The organism is Streptomyces sp. NPDC093097 (assembly GCF_044754325.1).
Classification (GTDB): domain Bacteria; phylum Actinomycetota; class Actinomycetes; order Streptomycetales; family Streptomycetaceae; genus Streptomyces.
Genome location: NZ_JBIVOW010000016.1, coordinates 77577 through 95328, shown reverse-complemented (window position 1 = coordinate 95328; position 17752 = coordinate 77577). Strand labels below are relative to the sequence as shown.

General features: G+C 74.1%; 14 protein-coding genes. 8 read left to right on the top strand and 6 right to left on the bottom strand.

All coding sequences use genetic code 11. The features are described 5' to 3' along the window. Positions 1–118: 118 nt before the first annotated feature. Positions 119–1264, top strand: coding sequence for a ribosome small subunit-dependent GTPase A (gene rsgA, locus ACIQE0_RS25455; protein WP_402336291.1), 1146 nt, complete (start codon positions 119–121; stop codon positions 1262–1264). 94 nt (positions 1265–1358) lie between these two features. On the opposite strand, the gene ACIQE0_RS25450 is transcribed toward rsgA, so the two are convergent. Further along, complete coding sequence (locus ACIQE0_RS25450) at positions 1359–1841, bottom strand: DUF456 domain-containing protein (protein ID WP_366331505.1); 483 nt, start codon at positions 1839–1841, stop codon at positions 1359–1361. 186 nt (positions 1842–2027) lie between these two features. Between ACIQE0_RS25450 and ACIQE0_RS25445 the strand changes: the two genes are divergently transcribed. The 3 genes from ACIQE0_RS25445 to ACIQE0_RS25435 all read left to right on the top strand — a co-directional run bounded on the left by ACIQE0_RS25445 (position 2028) and on the right by ACIQE0_RS25435 (position 6091). After that, the gene (locus ACIQE0_RS25445) at positions 2028–3488 is read left to right on the top strand and encodes a protein phosphatase 2C domain-containing protein (protein ID WP_402336288.1); all 1461 of its coding nucleotides are present in this window, start codon (positions 2028–2030) and stop codon (positions 3486–3488) included. Positions 3489–3640: 152 nt separating this feature from the next. After that, on the top strand, positions 3641–5383 hold the full coding sequence (locus tag ACIQE0_RS25440) for a pyruvate dehydrogenase (protein WP_402336286.1): 1743 nt from the start codon (positions 3641–3643) through the stop codon (positions 5381–5383). A gap of 306 nt (positions 5384–5689) precedes the next feature. Next, a complete protein-coding gene (locus tag ACIQE0_RS25435) occupies positions 5690–6091 on the top strand; it encodes an ATP-binding protein (RefSeq protein ID WP_366331508.1) in 402 nt (133 codons plus the stop codon). A 51-nt stretch (positions 6092–6142) separates the two neighbouring features. On the opposite strand, the gene ACIQE0_RS25430 is transcribed toward ACIQE0_RS25435, so the two are convergent. Both ACIQE0_RS25430 and ACIQE0_RS25425 read right to left on the bottom strand, forming a co-directional pair. Beyond that, positions 6143–7249 (bottom strand): DUF2637 domain-containing protein, encoded by a 1107-nt coding sequence (locus ACIQE0_RS25430; RefSeq protein WP_402336282.1) that lies wholly within the window; start codon positions 7247–7249, stop codon positions 6143–6145. Between the two features lie 210 nt (positions 7250–7459). Next, positions 7460–8311 (bottom strand): (2Fe-2S)-binding protein, encoded by an 852-nt coding sequence (locus tag ACIQE0_RS25425; RefSeq protein ID WP_402336279.1) that lies wholly within the window; start codon positions 8309–8311, stop codon positions 7460–7462. Between the two features lie 298 nt (positions 8312–8609). Here ACIQE0_RS25425 and ACIQE0_RS25420 point away from each other — a divergent pair, with 298 nt between their 5' ends. Continuing rightward, complete coding sequence (locus ACIQE0_RS25420) at positions 8610–9359, top strand: GntR family transcriptional regulator (RefSeq protein WP_402336276.1); 750 nt, start codon at positions 8610–8612, stop codon at positions 9357–9359. 38 nt (positions 9360–9397) lie between these two features. Here ACIQE0_RS25420 and ACIQE0_RS25415 read toward each other — a convergent pair whose 3' ends face one another. From ACIQE0_RS25415 to ACIQE0_RS25405, 3 genes are all read right to left on the bottom strand, one after another. Next, positions 9398–10273, bottom strand: coding sequence for a hypothetical protein (locus ACIQE0_RS25415; protein ID WP_402336273.1), 876 nt, complete (start codon positions 10271–10273; stop codon positions 9398–9400). Positions 10274–10553: 280 nt separating this feature from the next. After that, positions 10554–11369 carry a hypothetical protein gene (locus ACIQE0_RS25410; protein WP_402336525.1) on the bottom strand — a complete coding sequence of 272 codons (816 nt, stop codon included), beginning with the start codon at positions 11367–11369 and terminating at the stop codon, positions 10554–10556. Positions 11370–11755: 386 nt separating this feature from the next. Continuing rightward, positions 11756–13468 carry a PucR family transcriptional regulator gene (locus tag ACIQE0_RS25405; protein ID WP_402336270.1) on the bottom strand — a complete coding sequence of 571 codons (1713 nt, stop codon included), beginning with the start codon at positions 13466–13468 and terminating at the stop codon, positions 11756–11758. Between the two features lie 263 nt (positions 13469–13731). Here ACIQE0_RS25405 and ACIQE0_RS25400 point away from each other — a divergent pair, with 263 nt between their 5' ends. From ACIQE0_RS25400 to ACIQE0_RS25390, 3 genes are read left to right on the top strand one after another with little or no spacing between them, the layout of a single operon-like run. Beyond that, a complete protein-coding gene (locus tag ACIQE0_RS25400; protein WP_402336267.1) occupies positions 13732–14634 on the top strand; it encodes an FAD binding domain-containing protein in 903 nt (300 codons plus the stop codon). Further along, positions 14625–15218 (top strand): (2Fe-2S)-binding protein, encoded by a 594-nt coding sequence (locus ACIQE0_RS25395; RefSeq protein ID WP_402336264.1) that lies wholly within the window; start codon positions 14625–14627, stop codon positions 15216–15218. Before ACIQE0_RS25400 ends, ACIQE0_RS25395 begins: the two co-directional genes overlap by 10 nt. A 2-nt stretch (positions 15219–15220) precedes the next feature. Beyond that, on the top strand, positions 15221–17608 hold the full coding sequence (locus ACIQE0_RS25390) for a xanthine dehydrogenase family protein molybdopterin-binding subunit (RefSeq protein ID WP_402336262.1): 2388 nt from the start codon (positions 15221–15223) through the stop codon (positions 17606–17608). Positions 17609–17752 lie beyond the last annotated feature (144 nt).

Genomic DNA, 17752 nt, shown 5'->3' with positions numbered 1-17752 from the left:
ATGCAGCAGACCATCACTCTTCCCTCCGTGGTCTCCGGCTGACTCGCCTTTCTTTCGCGTACGTGCCTGTGTGCCGTGCGCCGCGCCGGGGCCCGTTTTTCCCGAAAGGGCCATCCCGTTGTTCAACTTCGCTTTCTCCGCTGCGCATCCGCTGACTGGCTACGGCTGGGACGACGGGTTCGCGGAGAGTTTCACCCCCTTTGCCGGGCAGGGGTTCGTGCCCGGTCGGATCGTGCGTGTGGACCGCGGTCGGGTGGACGCCGTCGTGCCTGACGGGGACAGCGTTCGGACCGTGCTGGCGGACGCCGCGCTGGTGGCGACCGGCGACCCGATGCGGGTGCCGTGCACCGGCGACTGGGCCGTGATCGACCTGGAAAACGGCCGCGTCGGGGACCATCTCGACGGCGTGGTGCGGGCGTTGCTGCCGCGCCGCACCGCGATCATGCGGTCCACCTCGTCGAAACGCTCCGAGGGACAGATCCTCGCGGCGAACGTCGACTACGCGGTGGTCGCGGTCTCCCTGGCGGAGGCGCTGGACCTGGACCGCGTCGAACGGTTCGTCTCCCTGGTGTGGGAGAGCGGCGCACAGCCGGTGGTCGCCCTCACCAAGGCGGACCTGGTGGCCGACCCGGCCGCCCTCGGCCACCTCGTCGAGGACACCTCGGCCGCCGCCCCCGGCGTCCAGGTACTCGCCGTCAGCGCGGCGACCGGGGACGGCCTCGACACGCTGTCCGCGCTGCTGACCGGTGCCACCTCCGTCCTCCTGGGACGCTCCGGCGCCGGCAAGTCCACCCTCGCCAACGCCCTCTACGGGGCTGACGTCCAGCACGTCCAGGCGGTCCGCGACCAGGACGGCAAGGGGCGGCACACCACCACGACCCGCGATCTGCTGAGGCTGCCCGGTGGCGGCGTGCTGATCGACACTCCGGGGCTGCGCGGCGTCGGCATGTGGGACGCGGAGGCCGGGCTGGCCCGGACCTTCGCCGACGTCGAGGAACTGGCCGAACGGTGCCGTTTCCACGACTGCGCCCACGATGCCGAACCTGGCTGTGCTGTCCAAGAAGCCGTGGAGAACGGTGAGTTGACCGTCCGTCGACTCACCAGCTACCGCAAGCTGCTGCGCGAGAACCAGCGGATCGTGGCCAAGACCGACGCCCGGATGCGCGCGGAGATCCGGCGTGACTGGAAGCAGAAGCAGGCGTTGGGGCGGCACATGATGGAGCGGAAGAGGGGGGCGGGGGCCGTGCGGAGGCCGGGCCGGTAGGGCGTCCGGCGTCTTCCGGACACGCCTCCCGCACCGTGCCGACAGCAGTCCGGTGCGGCAGGAAGGGACTTGTGGGGCGGTGGTCGTCCGGGCGTCAGCCCGCGATCACCGCCCCCACCCAGGCGCCCAGCACCAGCAGGCAGGCGAACAGCTCCACCAGCACGCTCAGGCCGACGGCGCGCAGCACCGTGCGGGTGGACGCCCAGGCGTCGCCGTGGCTGCCGAGGCGGACCCGTTCGAGGGCGTAGAGGCCGCCGACCGCCCCCAACGGGCAGCCGATCACGGGGAGCAGGAAGAACCCCGCGATCGCGGCCAGGCCCGCGAGGACCAGCGTGCGGTAGGGCGCGCCCGCCTCGCGCGGATTGCGGGGCGGGAGCAGCCACGTGAGCACCTGGTTGAGGAGCAGCACGCCGGTGCCGGCCATCAGCACCGTCCAGGCGAGCGAGGACCGCTCCGTCGTCGCCCACCACAGCAGCCCCGCCCACACCACCAGGGGCCCCGGAATGCCCGGGACCAGCACTCCGAGGACCCCGAGCAGCATCACGATCCCGACGACGATCAGCTGCCCGATGTTCACGGGGCGGCCCCGGAGGCGCCGGTGCCCGGCCGCGCCCGGCGCGACGCACGCCCGGCGACGGCTGGCACGCTGCGCTCTTTCTGGGCCCGCATGGCCCAAGCCTGCCGGAGGCGAACCGGGCGCGCTTCCTGGAATGCCCTTTTCGCGCCCTGTTTCGGCGGCGTGCGCCACGGAACAATGCGACGCATGAAACAGCAGGGGGCGGGGCGCGGCGGGGAGGACGACTGGTGGTGGCGCGAGCTGTACGGGGACGGCCCCGGGGAGGAGAGGGCGGGCGCCGAGCGTTCCGGTGGAGCCCGTCCGGACGGCGCCTCGGACACTTTCGACGACCGGATCGAGTCGGCGCTGCGGACGGTGCGGTGCCCGGGCGCGGACGCGGGTGCGAGCGCGGGCGCAGGCGCGAGCGCGGGCGCGTCGGGGGCGCCGGCGGCCGCGCCGGATCCGCGGGTTGCGCCACCGGCCGGGGCGGCGCCGGGTCCGAACGGGCGCACGCCGGCCGGGCGGCCACCGGCGTCGTCGTCGGCGGCGGCCTCGGCTAGATCGTCGACCACGGCCCCAGAATCCGGGGCTGAGTCCGAGGCGGCGGCCGCCCCGGAGGCGTCCGGCTCCGGGGAGTTGGAGTTGGCGGAGGCGTTCGAGCCCCGGCCGTGGGAGCCGAGCGGATGGGAGCCGCGGCCCTGGGAGCTGCCCGCCCCGTCGGGGCCGTCCCCGCTCGAAGCATCGGAACCGCTCCTGTTCCCGAACACCGGGCGGACTGCCGGCCCGACCATCGACCCGAGCGCAGGCCCGGCCGCGGACGGCCCCACCACCGCCGGCGCGTCCGCCGATCCCGACGACGCCTGCGGATTCCCCGAGGCCGATCCGGAGGCCCTCGACGAGTTGGTGCCCGACACCGTCCTGGACGGTGCCGCATTCGGCTCCGTGGCGGTCCGCGGGGTCTCGCAGCGCGGGGCCGGTGCCCGCCGGCGGGGAGAGGCGCGTCGCGACGCGTTCCTGACCGCCCGCTTCGGGGCGGGCCGGGACGCGCTGCTGCTGATCGCCGTGGCCACCGGATCGTCCGCCGCGGCGCGGACCGCACCGCACGCGGCCCAGGACGCCTGTGCCTGGCTCGGCAGGGCCGTCGGCCGCAGCGCCGCCCAGCTGGCGCGGGATCTCCGCGGCGGCCGGAGCGACGCGCTCAGGACGGGTTTGCAGCGCCTCACCGACCGCGGCTACGGCACCCTCCGCGGCCGGGGAGCGGAGGCGGACGCGGCGGACGGGACCCACCCGCCCGCGCTGCGCTGCCTGTTGCTGTCCGCGGATCCGGACTGCCGCACCCGGGTGTGCTTCGGCGTCGGTGCGGGCGGGTTCTTCCGGTTGCGCGACGGTGGTTGGGAGGACCTGGAGTCCGCCGACGCGGAGCCGTTCCGCTTCCGTACCGAGCCGGGGCGCCCGGGGGACGTCCTGCTGCTGTGCGGCACCGCCCTGGCGGAGCACCTGGACGCCGATCCGGAGGCCGCCGCCCGCCTGGCCGCCGCGTGGTCCGCCCCCGGGCCGCCCGGACTGATCGAATTCCTCACCGCTGTCCAGCCCGAAGAGCAGCGCGGGAGCGCCGAGGACGGGGGAGATACCGGGGACCGCACGGCGGTGGGGGTCTGGGAGGCATAGAGCCCGTCGTCGTACTCCCGTCTGCCGGGCGCCGCCCGCTCGTTCGCGTCCCGCCGGAGGCGGAGCGGGTCCACCCGTGGGTTGATGGGAAGGAGCAGCCGGCAGTCAGCCGTGTCCGTTGGCCCGTGCACCGTCCGAAGGAGGCTCTTCCCGTGGCCAAGCAGACCGTAGCGGAGCAGTTCATCGACATCCTGGTGCGGGCGGGCGTGCGGCGGCTCTACGGGGTCGTCGGGGACAGCCTCAACCCGGTGGTGGACGCCATCCGGCGCAATTCCGCCATCGACTGGATCCAGGTCCGGCACGAGGAGAGCGCCGCCTTCGCCGCGGGGGCGGAGGCGCAGCTCACCGGGAAGCTGGCGGCCTGCGCCGGGTCCTGCGGGCCCGGGAACCTGCACCTGATCAACGGGCTGTTCGACGCGCACCGCTCCATGGCCCCGGTGCTGGCGCTGGCCTCGCACATCCCCTCCAGCGAGATCGGTACCACCTACTTCCAAGAGACGCACCCGGACCGGCTGTTCGCCGAGTGCAGCCACTACAGCGAGCTGATCTCCAGCACCAAGCAGATGCCGCGGGTGCTGCAGACCGCGATCCAGCACGCGGTGGGGCAGAGCGGCGTCGCGGTGGTCTCGCTGCCCGGTGACATCGCCGCGGAACCGGCGCCCGAGCGCGCCTACCAGCACGCCCTGGTCACCTCCCGGCCCTCGGTCCGCCCCGGGGACGAGGAGATCGAGAAGCTGGCCCGGATGGTCGACGAGGCGGACCGGGTCACGCTGTTCTGCGGCAGCGGCACCGCCGGGGCGCACGCCGAGGTGATGGAGTTCGCGGAGCGGGTGAAGGCGCCGGTGGGCCACGCGCTGCGCGGCAAGGAGTGGATCCAGTACGACAACCCCTACGACGTCGGCATGAGCGGGCTGCTGGGGTACGGCGCGGCCTACGAGGCCACCCACGAGTGCGATCTGCTGATCCTGCTCGGCACGGACTTCCCGTACAACGCCTTCCTCCCCGACGACGTCCGCATCGTCCAGGTGGACGTGCGGCCCGAACACCTGGGCCGACGCTGCAAGTTGGACCTCGCCGTCTGGGGCGACGTCCGGGAGACGCTGCGCTGTCTGATCCCCCAGGTGCGGGCCAAGAGCGACCGCCGGTTCCTGGACCGGATGCTGAAGAAGCACGCGGACGCGCTGGAGGGGGTGGTCAAGGCGTACACCCGCAAGGTGGACAAGCACATCCCGATCCACCCGGAGTACGTCGCCTCGGTGCTTGACGAGGAGGCCGCGGACGACGCGGTCTTCTCCGTCGACACCGGGATGTGCAATGTCTGGGCGGCCCGCTACCTCACGCCCAACGGGCGCCGGCGGGTGATCGGTTCGTTCAGCCACGGCTCGATGGCCAACGCGCTGCCGCAGGCGATCGGTGCCCAGTTCCTCGACCGCGGCCGGCAGGTCGTCTCGATGTCGGGGGACGGCGGCTTCGCGATGCTGATGGGCGACTTCCTGACGCTGGTCCAGTACGACCTGCCGGTGAAGGTGGTGCTCTTCAACAACTCCTCCTTGGGGATGGTGGAGTTGGAGATGCTGGTGTCGGGGCTGCCCTCGTACGGCACCACCAACAAGAACCCCGACTTCGCGGCGCTCGCCCGGGCGGCCGGGGTGCACGGCGTGCGGGTGGAGAAGCCCAAGGACCTGCGCGGGGCGCTGCGGGACGCGTTCCGGCACAAGGGGCCGGCGCTGGTCGACGTGGTCACCGACCCCCATGCGCTGTCCATCCCGCCGAAGATCAGCGCCGAGATGGTGTCCGGCTTCGCGCTCTCGGCCGGGAAGATCGTGCTGGACGGCGGGGTGGGGCGGATGCTCCAGATGGCCCGGTCCAACCTGCGGAACATCCCGCGGGTGTGAGGCCCGCCGGGCGCACCGGGGGCGCACGCCCTCGGGCGTCGGGCCCGCGAGCCCGGCGTGCGCCGGGCGGGCGCGGAACGTAGATCCGCTATGGGCCGCGGAGACCGTTCAGCGGGGCCGGGCGCGCCGGCGGGCCGGCGGCAAGCGGAAGCATGGGGGCGGGCCCGGTGGGAATGCTGACCGTGAGGCTGTTCGAGGCAGAACGCTGGGTTCGTTGGGGGCGGGGGGAGCATGCGTCAGCCTGTTCGGTGCGAGGAACGGAACAGACAGCGAGCGAATGGGGGGAGCGGTCATGGGGCGGTCGCGATGCGGGCGCCGGGGGTGCTGGAACGGAAGGTACGGCAGGCCGATCTGAAGGCCGTCGGTGAAGTCCGCAGAGAGCTGCGGGAGTTACTCGGCCGCTGGGCGCCGCCGGACGGCAGCGCGCCAGCGGACCCGGAGGTCGCGGTGCTGCTCGTCAGTGAACTGATCACCAATGCCCTGCTGCACACCGAGGGCGGCGCGGTGGTGACGGCGCGGGTCACCGACCGACTGCGTGTGGAGGTACGGGACTTCGCCGCCCGGCGGCCCGAGCCGCGCGCCCCGTCGGCCGGTGGGACCTCCGGGCGGGGACTGACGCTGGTCCGCGCCCTGGCGGACGCCTGGGGCGTCCGACCCGAGGGCGTCGGCAAGTGCGTGTGGTTCGAGCTGGGGGGCGGACCGGCCTAGGGTCTGGCCTATGGCCTGGCCGGGATACGGCTCGGCGCGGTCCGCCGCCGGTCAGCCGAACTTCCGCTCGATCTCGGCGAGTTTCTCCTCCAGGGAGTCCAGCCGGGGGATCGTCTGGGCGTCGTCCTCGGCGGTGAGGTCGACAGCGCCACGGCGTCCGGGGGCCGTGGCGTCGGACTCGGTACCGGTCACGGCCTTGAGGGCCCGCCGGGGCCGCTGGGCCGTCTCGCCCGGGGGCAGCGGCGCCGGATCGGCCGGCCCGGAGGCGTCCGGGCCGGCGGGCGGGAGGGGCTCCGCCGAGGGTGCCGCGGCGGCCGTCGGCGCGGCCATCGCGACGGTGACCTGACGCTCGCCGCGGAGCCGGCCCCAGGGGCGGTGCTGCCGGTTGAGGGCCTTGATGCGGGCCCGGTCCAACTTGCCCTGCTCGCGCCGGCGGAGCCGGTTGTGGGCCCGCTCCCGCTTGTCCTCGCGGACCTCCTCGACCGCCTCGTCCAGCGTCCGCACGCCCTCCAGCAGCATCAACGACCAGGCCGCGAAGGTCTCGCGGGGCGCCCGCAGCCAGCGCACGATCCGGATCTGCGGCAGCGGACGGGGCACCAGGCCCTGCTCGCGCAGCGCCGCCCGGCGGGTCTGCTTCAGCGCCCGGTCGAAGAGGACCGCCGCCGACAGCGACATCCCGGCGAAGAACTGCGGGGCGCCGGCGTGGTCCAGGCCGCGCGGTGCGTGGACCCAGTTGAACCACGCGGCGGCGCCGGCGAACGTCCACACCAGCATCCGGGAGCCGAGCGCCGCGTCGCCGTGGCTGGCCTCCCGCACCGCCAGGACGGAGCAGAACATCGCCGCGCCGTCGAGCCCGAACGGCACCAGGTACTCCCAGCCGCCGGACAGCCCCAGGTTCTGGACGCCGAAGCCGACCAGGCCGTGGAAGGAGAGCGCCGCGGCGACCGCGGCACAGCAGAACAGCAACACGTAGGAGGCGGAGGCGAAGACGGTCTCCTTGCGGCGCCGGCGCTCCTGGCTGCGTTCCCAGGAGTCCGCGGCGCCGGTCCGCCGGCCCGCGCGTTTGCCGCGCAGCAGGAGAACCGCGGTGGCCGTGATCCCGGCGAGCAGCAGAAGCGCCGGAACCAGCCAATTCAGCGCTATGTCGGTCATTGTCATTCCGGGACCCCTTGCTCAGGTTGCGGCGCTTTCGCGGATTCGCGAGCGCGCGTCATCCTGGCGGAACTGTCCCTGTCCGTAAGGGAATTCGGAGCAAGTGAACGCCAAGGGGTGCCGGAAGTGGGGAGTTGAGCGAAGGGGAAATCGAACTCCCTTGTTCGTAGTGGGAGTTGTGTGCGAAGTGGGTCGCCCCTTGTGGGGGTGGGCGGGTCAGGAGGTTGCGGTGAGGCGGCTGATGCGCTCCGCGTCGCAGGTGCGCGGGCAGGTGACGCAGGTGTCCTCGGGACGCAGGGTGTAGTACATGCAGCAGCTGGCCCGGTCCCGGGTGGGCAGGGCGCCCCCGTCCGGACCGGTCAGCTCGCGGAACCCGGCGCCGCTCGCGTACGGCGCGGTGGCGCCCGGCAGCAGCCGCGCCAACTCGGCCACCGCGCGCGGCTCCTCGCCCAGCAGATGCCCGACGTACCACAGCCCCTCGACGATCTCGTCGGACACCATGCCCCACAGCGCCCGCGGCCCGCGCCGCATCCGGGTGCGGAAGCCGTCCAGGACGGGCCGCAGATGGTCGGCGACCGCCGCGCGGACCTCGGCGCGCAGGGCCTCCTCGTCCGGCACCACCCGGGCGCCGGGCAGGGCCGCCGCCGGGTCGTCCGGAAGGCACCCGAACGAGGGGGTGCGCACGGCCAGTCGGCCCAGTCCGCGATGGAAGCGGACGTCCTGCACCGGCAGCTGCGGCACCCGTCGGTGCAGGAACCACGGGACGGTGATCAGCAGGCAGACCGGCCAGGCGTAGCGGTGCAGGGCGAAGCTCGCGACGACGTCGGGGCGGGCGGGGCGCCCGTGTTCGGCGGCGATGCGGGCGGCCTCGTCGGCGAGGAAGGCGTCCAGCGCCGGCCCGCCGGCGGCCAGCGCGGACGCCGCCAGCCAGTCGTCGCCGTCGGGCGGGGCGGCCTCCCAGAGCGTCACCCGGAGGTCCGGGAACACCTCGGCGAGCCGGGCGTAGGCGTCCTGGGCGGGATGGCCGGCGAAGGCGGCGGCGGGCGCGGCGGCAACGGCAGAAGGCATGCGGGGGACCACCGAATCGCGAGCGTTAGCAGGTAAGGCTTACCTTATCGGAGATCTCTACCCGTGCCCGCGGACGTGTGAACAGGTGCCAGGGCCGCTTAAGGTGCTGAGGGCTGTCCCGTAATCCCCGACGGGTCAGCCCTTAGGGCCGTGAGCACCTTTCCGTCTGTTGCCCGGCCGCCCTTCGGGTAGACGACGGGAGGGTGGCGACAAGCCCTGGACCTGTCGTCAGACCCGCCGCCCGGCCCGGTCGGACGGGGTCGGCCAGGCCGCAACAGTCGTCAGCAGGAGGAACGTCATGGAGCAGGGCGCAGCGGAACCGCAGCCGGACGCCCGGGTGTGGCTGCCCGCGCAGGCCGCCCCCGCCGCGGCGCACGGCGCCCGGGGCGGCGACGGCGGCCCGCGCCTGCCCCGGCAGCGGCCGCGCCGGCACTCGGTCCGCGGCCAGGTCCTGGACGCCCTGCGCCGGGCGCTCACCGTCGGCGAGCTGCGTCCCGGCGAGGTCTACTCCGCACCGGCCCTCGCCGAGCGGTACGGCGTCTCCGCGACGCCGGTCCGTGAGGCCATGCAGCAGCTCGCCGGGGAGGGCGCCGTCGAGGTGGCGCCCAACCGCGGCTTCCGGGTCCGCGAGCGCAGCCCCCGCGACCTCGCCGAACTCGCCGAGGTCCGCACCATGCTGGAGGTGCCCGCGCTCCTGCGGCTGGCCCGGGCCGTGCCGCCGGAGCGCTGGGAGGAGCTGCGTCCGCTGGCCGACGACAGCGTGGCCGCCGCCGCCCGGGGCGACCGGGTCGGGTACGCCGACGCCGACCACGCCTTCCATGAGGCGCTGATCTCGCTGACCGGGAATCGCCGGCTCACCGAGGTCGCCGGTGAGCTGCTGCGCCGCGCGCAGTGGTCGGCGGGCGGCGGCGCCCGCCTCCGCACGGCCGAGCTGCTGGCCGACGCCTCCGAGCACACCGCCCTGCTCGACGCGTTGATCGCGCAGGAGCATGCGGTCGCGGAGCGGATCGCCCGGGCGCACCTGTCGGTGGCCCGGCGCCCGCACTGAGGCGAGGGACGGGGCGGCCGTCCGGAGGCGGTCCCGCGTCAGAAGGCGGGCAGCAGCTCCGCCAGCGGCAGCGCCGCGACGTCGGCCGCGGGCCGGGAGACGTACAGCTCGGCGTGGTAGAAGCCGTGGGCCTCCTTGCCGCCGACGGACAGTCCGCGGGCCGCCAGCGCCTCGAACGCACCCTGGCGCTCGGCGTCGTCGGCGAACCGCCGCTGCCGGAACGTCCGCGTGGTGAGCCGCTCGGTCACCAGCCCGGCCCGGGCGAGCAGCGCGGAGATCGGGCGGTACGACACCGTGCGGAGCACCATGGCGGCGACCCATGGGGGTTCGTTGAAGGAGTCGAAGAGCCGGGAGAAGGTGCGGGCGGTGATGTAGCCCACGCCGCCGGTGACGGTGATCAGGTCGGTGCCGGACAGCGCCTGGCGCAGCTGGGCGCTGGGGGCGTCGATTTCGAGGTTCTCCGCGAAGCCCTGGTCGAGCAGGCCGGCGGCCACGCCGTAGGCGACCGCGCGGTCCGCCGCGTCCAGGCCGGTCACATGGGCCGCGTCGGGCCGCCGGCGGGCGGCGTAGTACGCCAGGTCCGCGCGGGCCAGCTCCTCGCCCTCCAGGGCCTGGGTGCCGGACGCGCTGTAGTGGTGGTAGAGGTCGTCGAGGCTCACCTGGTGGTTGAGCAGGGCCGCGTTGACGCCGTACGAGCAGCAGAGGTCGACGACGCGGAGCGGTGCGGGGGTGCCGCGGCGCTGCCGGAGGGCGTCGGCCAGCGCGCGGAACACCATCTGGCCGTGGTGCGGGATCTGGTACTCCAAAGGGTGCAGTGTTGCGAAGTACCGGTGTGGATCAGGGCAGTTGTAGATCGACTCGAAATGCGCCTTGCCCCAGTCGCTTCCAGTGCTGGTGGGGATGACTCCTGCCACAGTGGGCCTCCTGAAAGGCTCTGCCGAAGGAAGCTGGTCCCGGACCAGCATCCAGGCCGCGACGCGGTGTCGCAGTGCCACTTGCGGCCATTCTCGGGGCGCGTGGGGTCCTGCGCTACCGACCGTTCGGCGGGTTCTGCGGCGGCGGCAGCCACCACGGCCCGGCCGAACCGTGACCGGTGGGGCATGGTTCCGGCCATTCGGCGCGGGGGGTGGCATGGCTGATGTCGAGTGGTTGACGGCCGGACGGCGCCCCCTGCGCGGGCGCGGCCGGCCGGGATCACCCCGCCGGCTCCCCGTTCCCCGCCGGCTCCTCCAGCGGGAGCTGGGCGGCGAGCCAGGTGGGCACGCCGCCCATGAGGCGGAAGAGCCGGGCGGCCTCCGTGCGCAGCCGGGCCGCCTCGTCCTCGGGGGCGGCCTCGGCCAGCGCCGCCAGCGCCGGTGCGGTGCCGACGAGGAAACCCAGCTCCTCGCGGATCCGCAGGGACTCCGTGAAACCGTGCCGGGCCTCCGCCAACTCCCCGTCGCGCAGCGCCAGTCCGGCCAGGTGGCGCCAGGTGAAGGAGAGCAGTAAGGGGTCGTCGTGGGTGGTGGCGCCGGCGTGCGCGCGGCGGTAGGCGGCGCGGGCGGCGTCCGGGCTGTCGGCGAGGCGCTCGGCCAGCAGACCGCGCCGGAAGTCCAGCAGCGGGCGGCCGGGCGTGCCCGGGGCGAGCAGCGCGGCGGCCCGGCCCAGTGCGGACCGTGCCTCGTCGGCGCGGTCGCGGACGCCCAGGACCGTTGCGGTGTAGGCGAGTTGGCCGCGTTCGCAGGCCGCCGCGCCGCGTTCGCCGTCGTCGCCGGCCAGCGCCTCCGCGGTGCGCAGCGCGTCCTCGGCCTCGGCCCAGCCGGCGGCGGTGAACATGCAGCGCTCCACCAGGAGCGCGGCGCGGTGCAGGGCGGCGGACGGCTGCCGGGCCGCGTGCGGCTCCAGGAGGGCGGCGGCGTCGAGCCAGCAGCCGCGGGAGCGCAGTCGCCACACGGCGCGGGCGAGGGGGTCGTCCGCCCCGGTGCCGACCGCCGCCGGTGCGGAGCCCGGGCGTGGTGCCGGGACCGCCATCTGATCCGTGGGCCTCTTGGAATCCGCCGGATCTGCCGATCCGGACATGGCGGTGTCCGCCACAGTGCCCTCCCCGAGCGCCATTGAACGGGAATGCAGGATGCTGTGCGCGCATCTCAGCACGAATTCCGCGGCCGGGCCAAGGGGACGGGTGAAAGTTTTCACAATCGAATGGGCGGTCGCGATGGCCGGGAAACGGTGGGCCGAACGGCCTGTGCGGTGGGCCAACTGCCCGTTGTGTCAACGGGCTTGATGCGATCTCGCCCCTGCGTGGTACCACGGATGGAGCAGGGGCGGCGGCGGTCGCGCACCGTCCGGGCCGGGCGGCGCGCCGGGCCCGCCGGGCGTCCGCGCCGGGCCGCCCCGGGCGGCCGCCTGGCGACCCGTCAGCTCATCCGCAGCGCCAGGAAGAAGTCCAGCTTGTCCTCCAGGCGCGAGAGGTCGCGCCCGGTCAGCTGCTCGATCCGGCCCACGCGGTAGCGCAGGGTGTTGACGTGCAGGTGCAGGCGGGTGGCGCAGCGCGTCCAGGAGCCGTCGCAGTCGAGGAACGCCTCCAGGGTGGGGATCAGCTCGGCGCGGTGGCGGCGGTCGTAGTCGCGCAGCGGGTCCAGGAGCCGGGCGGTGAAGGCCCGGCGGACGTCGTCGGGGACGAACGGCAGCAGCAGGACGTGCGAGGCCAGCTCCTCGTGGCCGGCGGCGCAGACCCGGCCCGGGCGGGCGGCGGCGACCCGGCGGGCGTGCCGGGCCTCCTCCAGGGCGCCGCGCAGCCCCTCGGCCGAGTGCACCGCGGCGCTGACGCCGACGGTCAGCCGGCCGTCGTCGGCCAGCCCGCAGGTGAGCGGCTCCTCGATGGCGCGCAGCAGCTGCTCGGCGCGCAGGCCGTCCGTGGAGGTGTCGGCGGCGTCGTCCGGGACGGCCGGCAGCGGCACCAGCGCCACCGCCTCGTCGCCGAGGTGCGCCACCGCGATCCGGTCCGCCGGCTCGGGGCCGAAGGTGCCGGGGTCGACCAGCACCTCCTCCAGCAGGCTCTGCGCCACCGGACCGCCGGGCACGTCGCCGCCGGCCCACTCGACCCGGGCCACCACGATCTGCCAGTGCGGGGCGGTGCCCATGCCGGGCAGCAGGACCGGGGCGGCCACCCGCAGCCGGGCGGCGATCTCGGACGGCGCCGCACCGGCCTGGACCAGCTCCAGGACCTCCTGGGCCAGACGCCGGCGGACCGTGCGGTCCGCGTCCCGGCGGTCCCGCTCGACGGCGATCAGCTGGGTGACGCCGTGCAGCAGGTCCAGGCGCTCGTCGGACCAGTCGCCGGCGTCCGCCTCGACGGCCAGCAGCCAGTCGCTCAGCACCGTCTGCCGCAGGTCGCGGCCCTCCTGGCGGATCGGGAAGAGCGAGTACGTGGCGCCCGGGCCCTCGCCCGCGCCGTGCCCCTCGTCCAGGCGCTGTACACCGCCCTGGACGGTGATCCGGTGCGGGCCGGGGCGTCCGCTGCGGGCGGCCGCCAGATGCTCGCCGGCCAGCCGGGCGCCCAGCTCCGCGGGCAGCTCGGGACCGGCGTCGGCCAGCGTGGAGCCGGCGATCTGGCGGCCGGTGGGGGAGAGCACCCAGGCCCGCAGGTCCAGATCGGAGCCGAGCAGGTCCAGCACCACCTCGGGGCCGCCGCCGGCGGGCCCGGACGTCATCAGGCGCCGGTGCCGGTCCACCACGGCGGCCAGATCGCCGGCCCGCTCGCTGGACACCTGCCGGACGACATGCTCGGTGATCGTGGCGAACGACACCGTCTCGTCGACCGAGAACAGCGGCAGCCGGTGCCGGGCGCACGCCTCGACGAGGTCCTCCGGGACGGCGCCCCACTCCGCAGTGCCGGCCGCGAGTCCGGTGACCCCCGAGGCGATCAGGATGCGCACGAACCGCTCGCAGTCCGCCGGCTCCCGGCGCCAGGCCACGCCGGTGAGCACCAGCTCGCCGCCGGAGAGATACCGGCTGGGGTCCCGCAGGTCGGTGGTCATCACGCCGCGGACGGTACGGTCCAGCTCCTCCTCGCCTCCGAGGAGCTTCAGGCCCAGAGAGTGTGTGTCCAGGAGTGCGCGGAGCCGCATGACCTCGCCCGCCGTTCTGTGCTGTCTCGTGTTGCCGGTGGAATGCCGCGAGGTGGGGAACCCTCGTCTTTCGTTCGAATCTACAAGACGGGCGGCCTGGCCAGCCAACCGCTTCATGGTTTCGGTGACTGCACCAGGTGGGTGCCGGGCGCGTTCACTAAGCCCGGACCACTGGAAACAGGACAGCAACGGCTCACTGGCGAGGCGGCCCGAAGGTCTTGACCATGAGCAGCGGACGACCGATTTCGTAGAAGAGGCCAACCATGGACTTCCTTCGCCCCGCCAGCTGGGAGGAAGCGCTCGCCGCCAAGGCCGCGCACCCTGCCGCTGTGCCCATCGCGGGCGGCACGGACGTGATGGTCGAGATCAACTTCGACCACCGCCGCCCGGAGTACCTGCTCGACCTGAACCGCATCGGCGACCTGGGCGAGTGGGAGGTCGGAGAGAGGACCGTACGCCTGGGCGCCTCCGTCCCCTACACCACGATCATGGAGCGGCTCCGGGCCGAACTGCCGGGCCTGGCCCTGGCCTCGCACACCGTGGCCTCCCCGCAGATCCGCAACCGCGGCGGCGTCGGCGGCAACCTCGGCACCGCCTCCCCGGCCGGTGACGCACACCCCGCGCTGCTCGCCGCCGGCTGCGAGGTCGAGGTCGAGTCGGCCGCGCGCGGGGTGCGCATGATTCCGATCGACGCGTTCTACGTCGGCGTCAAGCGGAACGCCCTGGAACCGGACGAGTTGATCCGCGCGGTCCACCTGCCCAAGGCCGATGGCCCGCAGCAGTTCTCCAAGGTCGGCACCCGCAACGCCATGGTCATCGCGGTGTGCGCCTTCGGCATCGCGCTGCACCCCGAGACCCGCACGGTCCGCACCGGCATCGGCTCGGCCGCACCCACCCCCGTACGGGCCAAGGAGGCCGAGGAGTTCCTCGCCGCGGCGCTGGAGGAGGGCGGCTTCTGGGAGTCCGGCAACTCCCTCCCGCCGTCCGTCGCCCGGCAGTTCGCGCAGCTCGCCTCCGGCGCCTGCAACCCGATCGACGACGTACGCGGCAGCGCCAAGTACCGCCGGCACGCCGTGGGCGTGATGGCGCGCCGCACCCTCGGCTGGACCTGGGAGTCCTACCGCGGCAACCCCCACGGCACCAAGGGAGGCGCACAGTGCGCGTGAACTTCACCGTCAACGGCCGCCCGCAGCAGGCCGACGACGTCTGGGAGGGCGAGAGCCTGCTGTACGTGCTCCGCGAACGGCTCGGCCTGCCCGGCTCCAAGAACGCCTGCGAACAGGGCGAGTGCGGCTCCTGCACGGTCCGCCTGGACGGGGTGCCGGTCTGCTCCTGCCTGGTCGCGGCCGGCCAGGCCGAGGGCCGCGAGGTGGTGACCGTCGAGGGCCTGGCCGAGCACGCCAGGCAGCGCGCCGGCGGCTGCACCTCCGGCGCCTGCGGGACGAGCGTCGAAGCGGCCCGGCAGTGGCAGGCCCGCCCCGCCGGCCCCGGGGCCGGCGAACACTCCGAACTCGCCCCGATCCAGCGGGCGTTCATCGACGCCGGCGCCGTCCAGTGCGGCTTCTGCACCCCGGGCCTGCTGGTCGCCGCCGACGAACTGCTCGAACGCAACGCCTCCCCGACGGACGCCGACATCCGCGAGGCGCTGTCGGGCAACCTGTGCCGCTGCACGGGCTACGAGAAGATCCTCGACGCGGTCCGGCTGGCGGCCGCCCGCGGCGCCGACCGGACCGCCGGACAGGGGGCCTGACCATGTCCGGTGCGACCCGCACACCCACCCACCTCACCCAGGGCGGCACCACCGACGCCGGCATCGGCGCCTCCACGCTCCGCCCCGACGGCACCCTGAAGGTGACCGGCGAGTTCGCCTACGCCTCCGACATGTGGCACGAGGACATGCTGTGGGGCCACACGCTCCGCTCCACCGAGGCGCACGCCGAGATCGTCTCGATCGACACCGCCGAGGCGCTGGCCACCCCCGGCGTGCACGCCGTCCTCACCCACGACGACCTGCCCGCCGACGTGAAGACCTACGGCCTGGAGATCCGGGACACCCCGGTCCTCGCGCACGGCAAGGTGCGCCACCACGGCGAACCGGTGGCGCTGGTCGCCGCCGACCACCCGGAGACCGCGCGCCGCGCCGCCGCCAAGATCAAGATCGAGTACCGGCCGCTGCCGCTGGTCACCGACGAGGCCAGCGCGCTCGCCGCGGACGCCCCGCTGGTCCACGAGGACCGCACCGACCACCACATGGCGCACGCCCCGCACCCCAACGTCGTCCACCGCCAGCCGATCGTCCGCGGCGACGCCGCGGCGGCCGCGAAGAAGGCCGACGTCATCGTCACCGGCGAGTACGTCTTCGGCATGCAGGACCAGGCGTTCCTCGGCCCGGAGTCGGGACTCGCGGTGCCCGCCGAGGACGGCGGCGTCGACCTCTACGTCGCCACCCAGTGGCTCCACTCCGACCTGTGGCAGATCGCCCCGGTCCTCGGACTGCCGCCGGAGAAGATCCGGATGACGCTCTCCGGCGTCGGCGGCGCCTTCGGCGGCCGCGAGGACCTGTCGATGCAGATCCACGGCTGCCTGCTGGCACTGCGCACCGGCAGACCCGTCAAGATCGTCTACAACCGCTTCGAGTCGTTCTTCGGGCACGTCCACCGGCACCCGGCCAAGCTCTGGTACGAGCACGGCGCCACCAAGGACGGCAAGCTCACCCACCTCAAGTGCCGGATCGTGCTGGACGGCGGCGCCTACGCGTCCTCCTCCCCGGCCGTCGTCGGCAATGCCGCGTCCCTCTCGGTCGGCCCGTACGTCGTCGACGACGTGGACATCGAGGCGCTCGCGCTCTACTCCAACAACCCGCCCTGCGGCGCGATGCGCGGCTTCGGCGCGGTCCAGGCGTGCTTCGCCTACGAGGCGCAGATGGACAAGCTCGCCCAGCGGCTCGGTATGGACCCGGTCGCGTTCCGCCAACTCAACGCCATGGAACAGGGCAGCCTCCTGCCCACCGGGCAGGAGGTCGACTCGCCCGCCCCGGTCGCCGAACTGCTGCGCCGGGTCAAGGCGTTGCCGATGCCGCCCGAGCAGCAGTGGCTGGCGGCCGGCGAGGGCGCCGACGTGCGGGCGCTGCCCGGCGGACTGTCCAACACCACCCACGGCGAGGGCGTGGTCCGCGGCGTCGGCTACGCCGTCGGCATCAAGAACGTCGGCTTCTCCGAGGGCTTCGACGACTACTCCACCGCCCGAGTGCGCCTGGAGGTCGTCGCCGGCGAGGCGGTGGCCACCGTGCACACCGCGATGGCGGAGGTCGGGCAGGGCGGCGTCACCGTCCACGCCCAGATCGCCCGCACCGAACTCGGCGTGGACCGGGTCACCATCCATCCCGCCGACACCCAGGTCGGCTCGGCCGGCTCCACCTCCGCCTCCCGGCAGACGTACATGACCGGCGGCGCGGTGAAGAACACCTGCGAGGCGGTGCGCGAAAAGGTCCTCGCGCTCGGCCGCGCCAGGCTCGGCACCCACCACCCGGCGTGGGCCACCGCCGAACTGCTCCTGGAGGGCGGCAAGGTCACCACCGACGGCGGCGAGGTGCTGGCCGATCTCGTCGACGTCCTTCAGGACGCGGCGATCGACCTGGAGCTGGAGTTCCGGCACCGGCCCACCGAGCCCTTCGACCTGCGCACCGGCCAGGGCTTCGGCCACGTCCAGTACTCCTTCGCCGCGCACCGCGCGGTCGTCGAGGTGGACACCGAACTGGGCCTGGTCAAGGTCATCGAGCTGGCCTGCGCCCAGGACGTCGGCAAGGCGCTCAACCCGCTCTCGGTCGTCGGCCAGATCCAGGGCGGCACCACCCAGGGGCTGGGCATGGCGGTGATGGAGGAGATCGTCGTCGACCCCGGGACCGCCAAGGTCCGCAACCCCTCCTTCACCGACTACCTGATCCCCACCATCCTCGACACCCCGACCATCCCGGTCGACGTCCTCGAACTCGCCGACGAGCACGCCCCCTACGGGCTGCGCGGCATCGGCGAGGCCCCCACCCTGTCGTCCACCCCGGCCGTCCTCGCGGCGATCCGGGACGCGACCGGGCTGGAGCTCAACAAGACCCCGGTACGGCCCGAGCACCTGACGGGCATGTAACGGTGAAGCGCCCGGGGAGGTCTCCAGGAGGTCTCCCCGGACGACGGTCTTCCGGGCGGTGCGCACGGCGAGGGAGTCCCCTCCGTCCTCCGGTGCGCACCGCCCGGCGCCATACCCGCACCCTCCTCAGCACTGATCCGCGCC